This is a genomic window from Sphingobacterium sp. SGR-19 (assembly GCF_011043555.1).
Lineage (GTDB): Bacteria > Bacteroidota > Bacteroidia > Sphingobacteriales > Sphingobacteriaceae > Sphingobacterium.
Window position 1 is genome coordinate 1 of the sequence record NZ_JAAKGS010000013.1, and the last position, 15,485, is coordinate 15,485.

Sequence of the window (15,485 nt, forward strand, 5' to 3'; positions counted from 1 at the left end):
TGTCTTCTTTTCAATACAATTTAGGAACGATACAAAGGGAAGAAATTACTTTCTTTATCTTGGACATCATTTTTTTCCACCAACATATCGTATGTAGTAGGATCGACTATGTATTTCCAAACAGAGAATTGTTTAAAGTCTTTAGAAAAACCTGATTTGAATCTAAACAAGGAATCATCATCACTACCACCAACGCCGCCTCCTAAATGTAGGTATTCTAATCCAAGTCTATTACCTAGCAATCTAGCTTCATCGAGAACTAACTTCATCGGTGTTAGCCTTATAAATTCCTCTGTCGTTCCGGCTAAATGATACTGCATGATTTTATCCGTGGCTGTAAAGATCGCTCCCGCCACAATGCTTCCCTCATATTTTGCGACTAGCAACTTACTCTCAAACTGTGTATTTGCTAAAAACTCATGAAAGTACTCTTTCGTAAAATAATAATAGGGTGTTGCATTCACCCTGTCCATTGTTTCGTAATAAATTTCAATAAACCGGTCTATATCTTCTGTTCTTCGTACTTCCTCCACGTAAAAACCTTTGTTCCGTAATTGGTTGATTTCCGATTTGTTTGATTTTCTATATTGTTTTCTCTGCTCTTCAGGACTGAGCGTCAGATCTATAGATATCGTTTTGTTTACATGTTGGATGTCTCCAAAATTAACAAAAGCCGATTGTTGGTCTATCAAGGAATGTAATCTAGAAAAAGCGCTTACAATATTATTGTTTAAGCAATAGGTATCGAATCTTTCTTTAAAAAAGGCTAGAAAGCTGTCTGAGAAACAAAAGTCGGCTTTGTTGGTAATTGGTCCACAATAACCATATACCGAAGTCAGGTCAAATAAATCCGTTCCTTCAATTGGTCTTAGTACCAACGGCATTGCTAAAAAGTCCTGTTCATCCTGTGCCAGAAACAAAATAGATCTATACTGGTTATCGATTTTATGATAAAATGCGGTATGATGGAAATCGTAAATATAACTAGTCTTTATTATCTCCTCCCACCTTGGATCATTTACCTCCAATATTTCAAAACTATACATGCTTAATAAATTTATTAATTACATCTACTATAAAATATATATCTTTTTGGTTATATCGGAAGTCAACATGAACAAATAAAACTCGATGTTGAATTTCGATATCTCTTTCACTAATTTGATTCGGCCATAAAACAGCTGGAAAAATATTATGAGATATCAAATAGGTTCGAAACTTCTCTCTTATGGTATAATCTCCACATAAGAACGCAAAACCCATTTCTGTACCATTTTCTGCTGACAGGCAAACAATATTTTTAGAAAGTTCTAGCAGTTTTCTTCCATAATTAATGTTTAGCCTTGTTTTCTCAATCAGTTTTCTCGGCACCAATCCCTTCAATTGAGCTTGCACAATCTTAGGTAATGCTGTATTCGTTTGCAAATCACCGAATAGCTCTTCTGCTTCCAAATATAATGTTCGGAAACTGTCCTTGTGCGAAAACCTACCTTCCAAATATTCGCTCTTTAAATACATTGCTGTTAATTTTTTGAGTGCAATTTGGTTCGAAAATCGATTATCTTCTAGGTTGACAGCAAAGTCACCATGCCTACTCCATATAACCCCCCCTACAGCTAGCGGTAGCTGCTTTCTCAGAGAACCAAAACAATAGTTTGCCGAACTTCTTGATAAGCTTTCTAAATTATGCGTTAAATCTTCAATAACCTCCGTTTTCCTTAAAAACGAACAGTCCAACTTCTTAATTCCAAAAAAATCTACGTTGATAAAAACACTGCCGCTTTCATCTTCCCATTCAACTTCTTCATCTTCATCAAAAGGATTATAGTTATAATACTCGACTTCCAACGGTAAATTCTTGCAAAAATCTACAACTTCATGGCAATAATAGCTTGGGAAGCCCACCTTATGCCATTTATATTTCTTCTGTCCGAATTGTAGTAAATTATAAAGAGCTACTCTACCAGAAAAGAAATATTCAAGATTTTGGTCTTGAAAAAGACTCCCTAGGTTCAATACACTATTCTCATCATAAAAATAATGAAAATCAGACCCAAATTCCTTATTTTTCATCCTCGTCTACATTAAAATAGTGCTTGCTTAGTCCTTTTGTAATCCCAATATCGTCAACCTCAGACATCTTTCTTCCCATACTAATTTCACCGGATTTGAAAACCTTTTGAGCCGTTTTATAAATAATTAAGACATCCAGTTTAAAACTTAGCGTATCTACGTATTCTACGTCTAAATTAAAGCGTTCGCTGAATTTTAGAAAATTTCGTCCATTCACCTGTGCCAACCCTGTTATACCCGGAAGAACTTCATGTCTTCGAATATGATAATCACTATAATAAGGTAAATATTCGACTAGCAAAGGTCTTGGCCCTACCAAACTCATATCTCCTTTTATCACGTTGAATAACTGAGGTATCTCATCTAATGAAGTTTTTCGCACTATTTTTCCCAAAGTCGTTAGTCTATCCTTATCTTTTAAAAGATTCCCATTTTTGTCTTTTTTGTCATTCATCGTTTTAAACTTGATTACATTGAAAAGTTTATTATTCTTTCCAATCCTTTTTTGCACGAAAAATGGTTGAAAATTATTCTGTAAACTCAGCAAAATAATTAAGATCAAAATCAATGGTGAAAATATCACAACTGCCGTAAATGCAGCTATAAAGTCTATACATCTTTTAAAAAATTTCCTATACATTACGTTGAACTTACTAATCTATTTACGACATCATCAAAAGTTTCTTTCAACTTCTCTCGCATAAATTGTGCATAAAGAGACAGTGATTTGGAGTGCTGGCGCTCATATTCTAATTTTTCGAAAATAGCTGCAAATTCACCAACGTCACTTACTAAAAAATCTGTTCGAAACTGCAATCCATATAAGTCTTGTAGTTTACTGCCTTGCCACTTATTGAAAACGCTTGCCGGCACACCATCTGCTAATGCAGTAATAGCGACGTGTAAACTTGAAGTAACGGCTAAAGATGCATGAACAATGACATCCAACATCTGGAAAACAGATAAGTCATTTGGTAGAACTATAAATTCATTCCCCGCAAATTCGTTAATTTGTTCAAGATATATTTCGTCTTGCCATAAATGTATCACAGGCATCATCACAATTTGATAGCCATATTTCTCTTTTGCTTTCAACAGGTCCCCGGCTATAATTTTCGCTTCTTCCTCCGTGACATTATGCACTTGGAAAAGTAAATATTTCGTATTCGGGGAGATAAAATCTAGATAGTATTTCCCTCTTAAATTTAAATCATCAAGGTATTGTGGAAATATCCAACCTAAATCCGGTGTTAATCCAATTTTCTTATTAAATTTTTCAAAGTTTGAATCTTCAAGAACTTTTTTAGATAGGATACCGCGACACGAAATATAGTCTAATGAATCAACTGCTTCAAATACTTTGCTCTCATCCCACTTATCACCAAAGGGTCTCACGCCAACCGAGAGCCAAGCCTTAAACCTACAACGACAAGTCACCCAATCCCAAACCGTGTCCGATGCATGTTCACTTATAACAGATTTGCCTTGTTTCTCATATATAGGTTTCCAAGTACGCTCGTCAAATAGATGTACCACTTCGCCTCCTGCCAAAAATACACCGTCGTATTTGTCGTCCACCTTTTCTTTTTCGTATCCCTGATAATGATATCCTTCCAGATCTATTGTCGACGGTGTATAAAAATGTATATCCACATCAGAGAGGCGCTTTCTAAACTCCATATTAAACACGTGAGAAAAAAGAATATCTCCATAATTATTGATATCGGCAAAGGACATCATTGCAATCTTTATACTCCTCATATTAATTCGCGATTAAACTCTTAACAATATCTACGTCAAAACAGGGAATACCATGCTTTTCACTGACTTCTTTTCTTTCACGATACCAGTTGTCGATAAAAATTGAATCCGGTTCAATAATATAATCAGATTTTTTTTCTTCGAGCGCCATACAAATAATTTGATCAAATAATGCGGGATCGATACAAAAAGTTCTTAGATCTTGATGTATATGATGTCCGTGTTTCGATATTAAATGTATCTTAACACCATTGTTTTTACATTGATATATAAAGCTAATAACATCTCTGTTGACTTTACCATTCACTATTACCGTGTCGTCGTAATCAAGATATACATGTGAATAAGTAAACCCATATTTGTATTTATTTACTGTTGTACGGAACAGTGTGACATCAAAATCTTGTTTTTGAATCGTGACATCCATTCCCAATGCATCGAAAACACTGAATAGGGGAAGATTAACACCTTTATGACGGAAATATCCCATCGTTCCAGCAGTTCTTGTAGAAACTTCCAATAGTTTCAATCTTCCTTCTGTATCTTCTTTAAGTTGAAAAAACCATAAACCACGGAACTTAAGTTTCTCGTTGATTTTTTCTGCTATTTTTCTTATCTCATCCGTCATCGGAAACTCATAGCTTTTGAATGAAATGCCCATTTTCACCTCCGCTCGTTCTCTTGCACCCGTGAATAATAGTTTTCCTTTTCTGTCGGTGAAGCAGTCGATTGTATATTCTTTCCCCGGTAAATATTCTACGAAAAGGGTGTCCCTGTCTTTCTTTAAGGTGCGGTGCTCTTCTCTACATTTTACTATCTTAACTCCCTGCGCTCCTTGACCAACGTCAGGTTTGGAGAAAATTGGATATTCGTTGTCATCCAAAACTGTCAAAAACACCTTCGGACAAAACGAGTCCTCTTTAAACAACTCATATGTCTTAGATTTGAAACGACAAATTTCATTAGTAGAATAATCAGCAGATATTATTTGGGCATTAATATTTCCTCTGTGCTTTGTCAATTCTAATGCAGCAGTATCGTCGGTAGGGAATATAAGTTTTATTTCTTCCTTTCTAATCAGCTCGTTTAACTCCGGAATAAAATCCTCGTCATTTAAAAAAGGTAGCTGTCTAACTTTGTTCTCGTATATTAATTCACTGTAATCATTTCTACCAGATCCCGGAATCACCTCAACATGTACAGAGTGCTTGATCGCCTCATTAATCTCTAAAGCATTTTCTGCACCTGAAGGAAATATCAAAACTTTATTTTTCATTTTTATTACTTTCATCAACTTTCAATACAAAATATCATTCACGACCAGAGATTTGATAGCGAAAATATCTCTTATTTGTGTCATACTCCACACCACCTTCTTTTAATTTCTGCAATTCGTGATCAAACATATGATTATTGCGCCTATAATAATCTTTACCTATGTTATTTTTCGTTAACTCCTTCTAAAAAAGCAACGAACTTGTTTGCTAAATCATTGCGTGAAAATTTCTTTTCTGCCAATTGCCTAGCATTCTCTCCCATTTTTCGACGCAACTCGGGGTTGTTTGCTAAATATATTAGCGTGCTCGCAAACTCTTCCGCATCTTCCGGTCTAACCACCATCCCACATTTGCTTTCTCCGATTATATCAGCAAGCCAACCTGGATAATTATTAACAATTGGTAGTCCAGCTGAGAGATAGTCGAAAAACTTGTTAGGCGAAGTCCCGTAATAAAATGCAGGCACATTCTGAAGAACCATTAAACCGATATCCGCTCTATTCATGACTGTGTTTAATTCATATTTAGACATTCTATTCAAAAATATACAGTTGTCAAGTTGTTGTTTCTTAGCACGCTCTATTAGACGTTGCTTTTCCTTTCCACTACCTACAAATAAGAACTTGATATTTCCAGTATTTCTTTTCTTGAGCTCAGCGGCAGTATCCAACAAAGCGTCAATTCCATTTGCAACTCCATGAGCACCGGTAAAAACGGCTACGACATCGCTTGGATTAATTCCTGAAACTGAAAACGAAGACGCGATTTTTTCATCTCTTCTAAACAGCTCTAGATCGCAACCGTTGGGAATCATTTTAATCAACTTACCTTCTGAACTTCTTTTCTTAATCCCCTTACATATTCCCGGTGAAAGACCTATACAAGCATCTGCGCTTTTATAACCATATTTTTCTAAGATGCTCATCCCTCCTAGTAAAAGGGGGTTTTTCATACCTAAAGCCTTAGGTAACTCAGGCCATAAATCACGGACTTCAAAGACAAATTTATTCTTTTTGCGGAATAACTTCATGACGATTCCGGGTATAGCGGCGGTCAGGGGAGTTGAGGTAGCAAATAACAAATCATACTTTTCTTTCAAAGCTAATCGAACACCAATTATCCCATAGCTTAAAAAGTCAACAGCACGTTTTGAGATAGAATCAGTATTCTGCGTATTCACTCTAACTTGAATCACGTCGATGCCATCTACCTCTCCTCTACTTATGTATTTTGAGACGATAGGTAAATTAAATTTATCGTCCGCGCCCCCACATACCACAGTGACTTGATGACCGTTGGCTATTAAAGCTTGAGCAAATTCATATGAGCGAGTTCCTCCTCCATTTGAAGGGGTAGTGAAATATTGATGGTAATATAAAACTTTCATAATTGTAATTGAATCATTATCTTATACGTTCCGAAAGCTAATTGAGGTCTCGAACTGACCTCTTTCTGCTTCCGTCTCATAGACAAACACTTTATGCGTTTCTTTATTCATATAATAAAAAGAATGCTCTCCTTTAGCTTCGGTAAAGCGTAAATCAAAATTCCCCTTACATGAAATATCGATAAGAGTCTCAATGCCGGGAGATAAGTTAAACCTAAGTTTCTTATTACTTCTACATGGTGATTCAAATCTATCTTTAAGTTTTAACACCATATCCTGCTTGTTAATCACGATAGTACGTTGATGTATATTGCCTCTATAATCCCGATATTCCCCCGTCCAGGTTATCTGATCAGCGGTTTCCAGAATCTGGTCACTTCCTTTTACATTAATCCAAGCTCCATTTAAAAACCTGCTAATCCTCGGCATTGGCTCCTGATCGTCAAACTGCAAAGTATTATGACTCATTATTGACTTAAAATAACCTGAACTTTTAGCATTATAAGAGAAACTTCCACTGTCAATTATTATATTCCTCCCTTTATACCATACATCCAAATTAAGCACATCATTCATAGGGCGAAAGTTATCCTGAGTCGCTTTAATCCTAACCAACAGATCGTGATGAAAAAGCTGCACAAACTCTTTATCTCGAATTGAACTTTTATGTTTTACCAAAGCTTGCTTATTTAGCGTCCTTAAGTCAATACTTCTCCAAAATAATGATTCATTCACGGAGTTGTCTTCCCAAATCAAGATTCCATTTAGTAATGCGAAGTAAAGCTGGATGCAAGGTCTATAATCACGGTAATCAGAATTGTGTAGATTTTCGAACATAGCACCGTCGTTAGCTCCCAAACAAGGAACCTCTCCATTATCGTTGCTAACCATCTGCAATAGCCAATCTCCTAATTTGTTAAGCTTATGAGTGACTTCCGATGAAAACATTGGTTCGTCATACCTTTTTATACCGTATAGAACAAAAGACACCGTATCCATTACTACACGATGATAATTAACAGATTTCTGAGCAAATGTACCATCTGGTAGTATCAGTTTTTTTAACCGTTCGATAAATATCTGCCTTCCTCTCTTCTTGTATTGTTCTAGTTGTTGAAGCAGTTTTTTACTCACAGGCTTTTTTTGTCTGGAAAGCCATAGTGCTCCTATATAAAGTCCAGCCGCTTCGGTAGTTCCGTGATTGTTGTCTTGAGCAATAGCATAGTTAATATTCCCCGCTATACGCTCCAGATGCTGATAGGCAAACTCCCACAGTTCCAGAGAAATATCATCCACATTATCGAGCACCAACGAAGCGTTGAATAATTTCATTAACCGGATTGTTGTCTCTTGGCCGCACAGCCAGTTCACTCCAACATTCGGTGGGTTATTTAAAGACCAATGGTTAAGTAAATCGTTAAGACGATACATATATAGCATCTCTCCACTCACTCGATAAGCTCTTGTTAGGTCAGTCACCCAATCAAACCTCGATAATTCCCAAAGATTCTTAATATCCCCAGTATTCAAATCGAATTCGTTGATATCTGTCCAGTGCTTCTCCCTGCTTTCAATCGATAGCCGTTTTTCGGAAAAAGGATCATAAAACCAGTCTGGTAAATCTCCCACTGAAAATTGATGATAATGATAATAGGTAAATAAACCTGTCCGAATTTCTTCAGCTCGACGAATTATAGACGCAACATCGACTTGAGATTCATGATTACTCTCGAATATTCTCGAGGTATGAAAAAATACACCTTGAACACTGTTCCCAATCTTAAATTTACCCTTCCTTAGTCCGAATTTAATCGATAGTCTATAATAGAGCATATAGGCCATATTCGCAAAGCCTAACTTTGGAATCAGCTTAATAATTAATATTAAATTATAAAATTTACTTTTCATCTATCGAATATTCCCTATTTAGTATTTGTCTAAATTTCCATATTTATTCAGCCCAATCATAAAGTTTTCCAAGATACCTCTCCACTTTTTTATTAAAATAAACATTTGCTTTGCATTTTCCCCATACTCCCATTCCATTTCGAAGTCCATATTTGTTAGTATTATTGCAATTGTCATCTTCTGCAATTGAGAGGTTACTATTGCCACTACATCTATTATTAACACGGGCTAAATCATTAGACTGCATCTATTGATTACTAACACTCTCAAGAATATAAACAACATTCCCTAATTAACTAGACCTTATCCATATTTAAAAAACACAGTTTCGTCACTATCTCGTTATTTTATTTAATTGTATCAAGTTCGTAATATTTTTCTACTCTATTCTCTTGTATTATCCTCATCGGATTTCCCACTACAGTGCAGTTATCTGGAATACTTTTATTAATTACTGAGTTAGATCCAATAATAACATTATTTCCAATTATGATCTCACCAAATACTACACTTCCTGCTCCTATATACACATCATCACCGATGATAGGCACCTTTGTATCTCCAAAGTTTCTACCGATAGTGACATTTTGAGCAACCAGACAATTGTTCCCAATACGCGTTTGAGAATGGATTACAATCCCCAATCCTCCATAACCCAAAGTAAAATTTTTTCCTATCGACGCAGATGAAGGAAGCCACGTTGCAAACAAAAAACGATTGAGCAACGAAAACATCTTCCCAATTTTGGTCCAGCCTCTCTTTTGAAAGAAATTCCCAATTCTATATAATTTTATCGGTATTGACATCTTATTCTGTTAATTTTCTAACCATATCTTTAAACACATTATAATAATGTTCGAAGCTAAACTCATTTGTAATTCGTCTAAAGGAGTTTATCTTCATTTTTTCACGTTCTGTTGGATTATTATATAAATATTCGATTTTGTTACATAGGCTCTCTAGGTTCATGTCTTCTATTATAAACCCATTCTCATCACCGACAAGGTCATACTCAGTACCATCCGCATTTCCTGTAATAATCGGTAAAGAATTGAGCATTCCCTCGCAAATTGCTAATCCTCCAAGTCCCGGAAGTACAAATGCGTCACAATTGCCGAGTATTTTTGAAGCACCTTCATTCATTCGCCCATAAAATTTAATCTCTGTGCTTTCACCTACATATCTTTGTAGTTCGGCCAAATAAGTTCCGTCGCCAATGATGTGTAGTCGTATGTTTTTATATCGTTCGTTCAGTTTTTGGACCGCATCCACTAAAAGTTGTAAGTTTTTAGTTTTCTGTATGGTGCCAATAAAACCAATATTAAAGCAGGTATCATCTAAATATCCTTCGATATAAAATCTTTTAATTTCTTCTAATTTGGTTTCTGTATCAAAGACATTAACTGCCACATAAATCTTTTTATCGTCTACCCCTCTACTTAAAAAATAATTCCTACCCTGGGTGCTATATGTGAATATCGCATCAGAAGATTTCTCTATATATTTTTCCCAACGGTTGATGAATTTTCTGAGCCCAGAATACTTCTTATTCGTCAGTGTCCCCAAACTCCACCAAATGAACTTTTTTTTAAATAACTTCGCATAAAAAAAAGCAATCGAGGCATTAATTAACGATGATGACCCTTCGGTAAAAACAATTTTAGGGCTCTCTCGCATTAGATAAAACAACAAGAGCGGACTAAAGGGTAAAGGTATTCTCAATTCCGGAATCTGAAATCTCCTAAAAGTCACATTGTCCAAATTCGTATTTCTCAACTTGCCTTCTTTAAGCCCCTTTCCGTGTATCAATGTAAAATCAATCTCAGGATCTTTTGAAATTCGGTTATAAAATGGTAGTCTATAGTGCATAACCACTTGATATAAACAAACTAGTTTTATTTTTTCTCTCATTAATTGAATTTAAAAGACCGTAAAGTTTTGTTTAAAAATCGTAAGTATATAATACAGTATTATCACTTCGTTTATTTTTAGTCGCTATTCTGTTGTTCTCAATATTCGTATGCTTATTCTCTAAAGGTATACCATTCTGATAATTTTGACTCAACCTAATGTCTGATGGAAACGAGTGATGATTAGGAAATTGAATACAGTTGAAGGTTACATTCTTCAAATTAAATTGATTCCGTGATATCTCGATATTTTCTACGTTAGGATAACTTTTTCCACCAACCATAAATGTAATGCTTGCGTCTTTCTTATTCTTATTAAATGTATTTCCGACAATTCTATGGTTACTCCCCGCAATTCGTATTGGTGTAACAGTATTGCTGAACGTATTATTAACAATATCACAATTGTTGCCGTACCGAATAGAAATTCCTGACCTAGAATTTATAAAAGTATTATCAGAAAGTACAGCTCCATTCGCTTTAATACTAATTGTTTCTGAATCACCATGATAATTAATAAAACTATTACCCACAATTCGCACATCCGAATCGCCGTCAGCGAGACCAACTCTAATCGCTTCCAAGGCACCTGCAGCTCTCGACGGAACGTCCTGAAATATATTATCACGAATTACATTATTATCAAAATTGGAATTCACATGAATAATTGGAAGTCTATTCCTTTTACCGCTAAATCGACACTTATTTATTACAACATTATTTCCGAAAATATTAATCCAATGAAACTGGGTTTCTTTATCTCTATCTTTAAATCCATTCCTTGATCTAAATTCAACATTTTCAATACGGATATTTGTAACCGTCGATTTCTTAGATCGCCCAATTTCAATCAAACTAGTGGAGCTTTTATATTGAATGACGTTATCCTCAAATGTTAAGTCCCGAATAATAATATTCGCGCATTGATTGTCTAACTTAATAAACGAGTTCCCTCGCATAATGGCATCTTTAGAGCGCGGTCTAATGACAAAAGGCCGCGTCTCGGTCCCTTTCCCTTTCACGACAATTTGTAAATCTCTATTGTCCCCCGAAACATAGTAAATTCCCCCGGGCACAGCTTGCACATTAATTACCTTAGCATTACAAACCGCTAAAAATAATATCCCTAAAACTGTTAAATAAAATCTGTTCATGTCTTTTATAATAAAGAATAGCATTAACTCCTCTCATTTTTTATTCGACGAAGTATAAAAATAATAGATATCAACGGTATTGACAATAAACCATATACCAACCAAATTTCAAATCCCGACCCCCTAATAAATTGAAGGAGAGTAACAAACATAAACACAAGAAAAACAGCTAATATACCTTCATCGTTATTTGCCAATTTCTTCAACAATGAAACGTATAACCTGTTAATCCATAAGAATATAAACAACAAAAAAAACAATCCGAAAATGTGAAAATTCCAAAAAACTTCAGAATAAACGATCACCGGGAAAGATCCACCTATAGCTCTAAATTGTGGTGCAAATATCATTGTATATGCATCTATTATTCCATTCGGCTTATTAGGAAATACTGATCGCGGAAGGGGCAAAAAAAGGAATCTGACCATTGTAGTTCCGTAAGTTAACTCCGCTCGTCCAGTATAAATATAGTTAATAGCATTTGTGCTATTCCCGTAAACCGAATTGGTCTCAAAATTTGCTGTAAAGGCATCCATAAAAAGATCTGACTGTACGTAATCTGGAACATATCCAGCAGCTTCAGAGAAAGATTCAGTTTCATAATTCCCATAACCCCTCATTATTGAAGAAATGGTGACGATATAAAAAAAACCTAAAACACCTAAGATACCAAGCGTTAGTTGCTTAAATGATACAGTGATATCAATACGATTATACATTATCTCTAAAAAAACAACCAGAATAATCACATAGATAATTTCTCTTTTACTATCATAATGACCAATCATAAAAAATGAAACCATAATTAGATATAAAAGATATTTCCATGCTGTCTTCATCTTGACTAATGTCAATGTAATAAAAATCGCTATCACTAGTTTATATACGTATGAAAAATCGCCTCCTCCTCCGATAAATGAAAGGTCAATATGAATAAAACCGAACAAAAACAATACCGCGAATAGAAAGATTAATTTTAATGAACTGAATCCTTTCTGATTCGAAGCTGCCCAGGGAGACAAACTGCGCAATGATTTAAAGGGTATAGCACAAAATACCATTAAGTTGCACAACAAAAAAAATGCCGTAATAAACTGTATAGAACTATAATTATTAAATGCGTGATAATACGTCAAGCTCAAACCAAATCCACGTGAAACGGTGTGATGTCCTACTATGAAATTTAGATTTAGGTACAACAACGAAATAAAAGAAGGGGAAAAAATATAATATCTGTTATTAGGTTGTTGCAAAACAGCAATTGTGAAGACGGCTGTTTGTAATAAATATACATAACTCCCAGTCTCAATTAATAATTCTTTTCCACATAGCGCAACGTATAAAAGAAGAATAATTGTAGAAAAAATAGCACTTAAGCGTGGAAATTTTGTCATATCAAACCGATTATAAATTCACTTTGCGTTTCGTTTGTATAATTTCTCGCCTGTAAAGAAAAAATAGATTACTAACGATCCTAATAGTACAGTAACCACTAAATAATGAGCGTTGAAAAACATACATAAATAAAAGCTCAACGAAATCACAACAACTTCAAGGACTTGCCTCTCTATCCGTCCTCCGACGGAGATATATGTAAATAATAAAGCCTGCGTCACATACGAAATAAACGTGACTAAGACGGAAGCGTATAACCCAAACTTAGGTATTAATAGAAAGTTCAAGCCAATATTAAGTAAACAAGTCAAAATAGATAAAAAAGCAATTCTTTTTGTTCTTTTATCGTATATCATCCTATAGTTCGCCGTCAAATAATATGGATAAACAACAAATGATATAGCAATAAGGGGGATGAGGTACGCGACGTCTCTATAACTATTGCTATAGAAATAGTCCATCAAATAATGACTGAAAATATTTATACAGAAATATAATATAGTGGAGATCGCAGTTCCATATAACAAATAATCATTTAAATATTTTTCCTTCTTTTCTACAGTTGCTTTATATATCAGTGGTTCAAGATATACCGATATTCCGACAAATCCAAATACCATCATCGAGCCAATCGAATATACAAAGGTATATTGTCCAACTTCAAACAAAGTTAAATATTTTTCAATGATAAACTTGTCGCCGTTACCTAATAGATTAGTCGCTAACCCATGAAAGATAAATGGCCAAGAAAATGCAAACAGATTTTTAAAAGTAACGCTGTCAAACTTCTGAGTAATAGTGGTTGATCCGGTTACTCTAAAAACTATATTAGTAATAAAGGCAATTAAAATACCCCCAATAAGATATCCAATATAGCTTTCAGTAAAATATACCAATAAAAAAACTAATAAAAATTTTCCTATTTGTAAAAATAAACGTGCCCCGAAATATTTGCTATGTAAACCTTGAACTCTAAGTTTATTCAATACTAATAAATTAGTACCCTGTAAATACACCAATATCAACAGCAAAAATAAATCGGGAAAAACATAAAGCCCAAAAATATCTCTTACACCGTAAATATAAGCAATTATTAAAAAACATAAAACCAGAAAGTGAGCAATGTTTATCGCTATATTTATTGTCCTATCGAAATTTTTAAATTCGTCATGCTGAGAATAGAATCTCAAAATAACTCTTTCAAAACCTAACAACGTAATGAATGGCAATAGGGTTTCTATAGATAGAATTAGCCCTACCTTTCCAAAATCTATAGTACCTAGAATAAAGGGTAAAAGCAAAAGGATCAATTTATTTAATCCCTTTGCGACACCCTCAATAAATCCGTATGAAAGAATTCGCTTTAACAAGATATTATTTATTTGTCACTCCACAAAAATCCAGTACTAATTGATCCTCTCTAAACGTTAATTCTTTAAACTCATTATGAGCAACCAATAAAACAACGATATCGGCTTTTTCAACGGCGTCTCTGTAATCTGTTAGCTTGAAAACTTTATGCTCATGAACATTAGGCTCTACGATATACATATCTGCATCGCCTGAGTCCTGTAACACTCGCTCAGCGATATGAATCGCGGGAGACTCACGAAGATCATCGATATTCGGTTTGAAAGCCAATCCCATAATCGCTATAGATGGTTGGCGTCCATTTGCCAACTCAAATTCTAGTCGAGCTGTTTTTACCTTTTCGGCGCACCAAAAAGGTTTATAGTTATTTGTCGCACGCGCCTGCGCGATCATACGCGACTCCATCGGAAAATCAGCAGTGATAAAATAGGGATCCACCGCTATACAATGACCACCTACCCCACAACCCGGCTGAAGAATATTGACACGTGGGTGCTTGTTTGCCAACCGTATCAATTCCCATACATTAATGCCTCCCTTATCACAGATCAAAGATAGCTCATTAGCAAATGCAATCTGTGAATCTCTGGATGCGTTTTCGGTAAGCTTACACATCTCGGCTGTACGGGCATTTGTTGAGTGTAATTCTCCTTTAACAAATTGACCGTAAAAAGCCAAAGCTTTTTGTGTAGACCGCTCATCAACACCACCAATCACACGGTCGTTATGCACCAACTCGTACATTACGTTGCCTGGCAAAACACGTTCTGGACAATACGCTAGGTATATTTTATCTTGCAATTCAGGTCTTTTACTAAAAATCAAGTCCTGCATTTTCTCCGTAGTACCTACCGGAGAAGTCGATTCGATAATATACAGATCTCCCTCTTTTAATAAAGGGATAATACCTTCCGTAGCAGCCTGTACATAGGAAATATCGGGTTGATGATCGCCTTTAAATGGCGTAGGAACCACAACTAAATACACATCGGCTTCAACTGCTTTAGTGCTTGCTCTTAAGAAGCCCTTGGACACCGCTTCCGCCACAGCTTTATCCAATTCAGGCTCTACAATATGTATTTTCCCAGCATTAATGGTATCAACGACATGCTGAGACACATCTACTCCGTGCACAGGAATACCACTGTTGGCGATTAATGCCGAAGTTGGTAATCCGATATATCCTAATCCTATGGTTACAACTTTTGGGTTCATGTTTTAAATAAATTTTAATTTCTGTTATTGTATA

At 35.2% G+C, this 15,485-nt stretch carries 13 protein-coding genes; all 13 read right to left on the minus strand.

Translation table 11 applies throughout. The features are described from left to right. Positions 1–20: 20 nt before the first annotated feature. A complete protein-coding gene (locus G5B43_RS18250; protein ID WP_165296245.1) occupies positions 21–1,046 on the minus strand; it encodes a GNAT family N-acetyltransferase in 1,026 nt (341 codons plus the stop codon). Beyond that, positions 1,039–2,073 carry a hypothetical protein gene (locus tag G5B43_RS18255; RefSeq protein WP_165296246.1) on the minus strand — a complete coding sequence of 345 codons (1,035 nt, stop codon included), beginning with the start codon at positions 2,071–2,073 and terminating at the stop codon, positions 1,039–1,041. The genes G5B43_RS18250 and G5B43_RS18255 overlap by 8 nt, the downstream gene beginning before the upstream one ends. Beyond that, positions 2,063–2,713, minus strand: coding sequence for a sugar transferase (locus G5B43_RS18260; RefSeq protein ID WP_165296247.1), 651 nt, complete (start codon positions 2,711–2,713; stop codon positions 2,063–2,065). The genes G5B43_RS18255 and G5B43_RS18260 overlap by 11 nt, the downstream gene beginning before the upstream one ends. Next, entirely contained in the window at positions 2,713–3,834 is a 1,122-nt protein-coding gene (locus G5B43_RS18265; RefSeq protein WP_165296248.1) for a polysaccharide pyruvyl transferase family protein, read from the minus strand. The genes G5B43_RS18260 and G5B43_RS18265 overlap by 1 nt, the downstream gene beginning before the upstream one ends. A gap of 1 nt (position 3,835) precedes the next feature. Next, positions 3,836–5,110, minus strand: a complete 1,275-nt coding sequence (locus G5B43_RS18270) for an ATP-grasp domain-containing protein (RefSeq protein WP_165296249.1) — start codon at positions 5,108–5,110, stop codon at positions 3,836–3,838. Positions 5,111–5,274: 164 nt separating this feature from the next. Then, on the minus strand, positions 5,275–6,498 hold the full coding sequence (locus tag G5B43_RS18275; protein WP_165296250.1) for a glycosyltransferase family 4 protein: 1,224 nt from the start codon (positions 6,496–6,498) through the stop codon (positions 5,275–5,277). Positions 6,499–6,519: 21 nt separating this feature from the next. Beyond that, positions 6,520–8,331, minus strand: a complete 1,812-nt coding sequence (locus G5B43_RS18280) for a heparinase II/III family protein (RefSeq protein ID WP_165296251.1) — start codon at positions 8,329–8,331, stop codon at positions 6,520–6,522. A 422-nt stretch (positions 8,332–8,753) separates the two neighbouring features. Beyond that, positions 8,754–9,212: a serine O-acetyltransferase gene (locus tag G5B43_RS18285; RefSeq protein WP_165296252.1), complete on the minus strand. Its 459-nt coding sequence runs from the start codon at positions 9,210–9,212 to the stop codon at positions 8,754–8,756. A 1-nt stretch (position 9,213) separates the two neighbouring features. After that, positions 9,214–10,317: a glycosyltransferase family 4 protein gene (locus tag G5B43_RS18290; RefSeq protein ID WP_165296253.1), complete on the minus strand. Its 1,104-nt coding sequence runs from the start codon at positions 10,315–10,317 to the stop codon at positions 9,214–9,216. A gap of 31 nt (positions 10,318–10,348) precedes the next feature. Beyond that, positions 10,349–11,470 carry a chondroitinase-B domain-containing protein gene (locus G5B43_RS18295; protein WP_165296254.1) on the minus strand — a complete coding sequence of 374 codons (1,122 nt, stop codon included), beginning with the start codon at positions 11,468–11,470 and terminating at the stop codon, positions 10,349–10,351. A 23-nt stretch (positions 11,471–11,493) separates the two neighbouring features. Next, positions 11,494–12,864 carry a hypothetical protein gene (locus G5B43_RS18300; protein ID WP_165296255.1) on the minus strand — a complete coding sequence of 457 codons (1,371 nt, stop codon included), beginning with the start codon at positions 12,862–12,864 and terminating at the stop codon, positions 11,494–11,496. 18 nt (positions 12,865–12,882) lie between these two features. Next, entirely contained in the window at positions 12,883–14,235 is a 1,353-nt protein-coding gene (locus G5B43_RS18305) for an oligosaccharide flippase family protein (RefSeq protein ID WP_165296256.1), read from the minus strand. Positions 14,236–14,239: 4 nt separating this feature from the next. Next, positions 14,240–15,451: a UDP-N-acetyl-D-mannosamine dehydrogenase gene (wecC, locus tag G5B43_RS18310; RefSeq protein ID WP_165296257.1), complete on the minus strand. Its 1,212-nt coding sequence runs from the start codon at positions 15,449–15,451 to the stop codon at positions 14,240–14,242. Positions 15,452–15,485 lie beyond the last annotated feature (34 nt).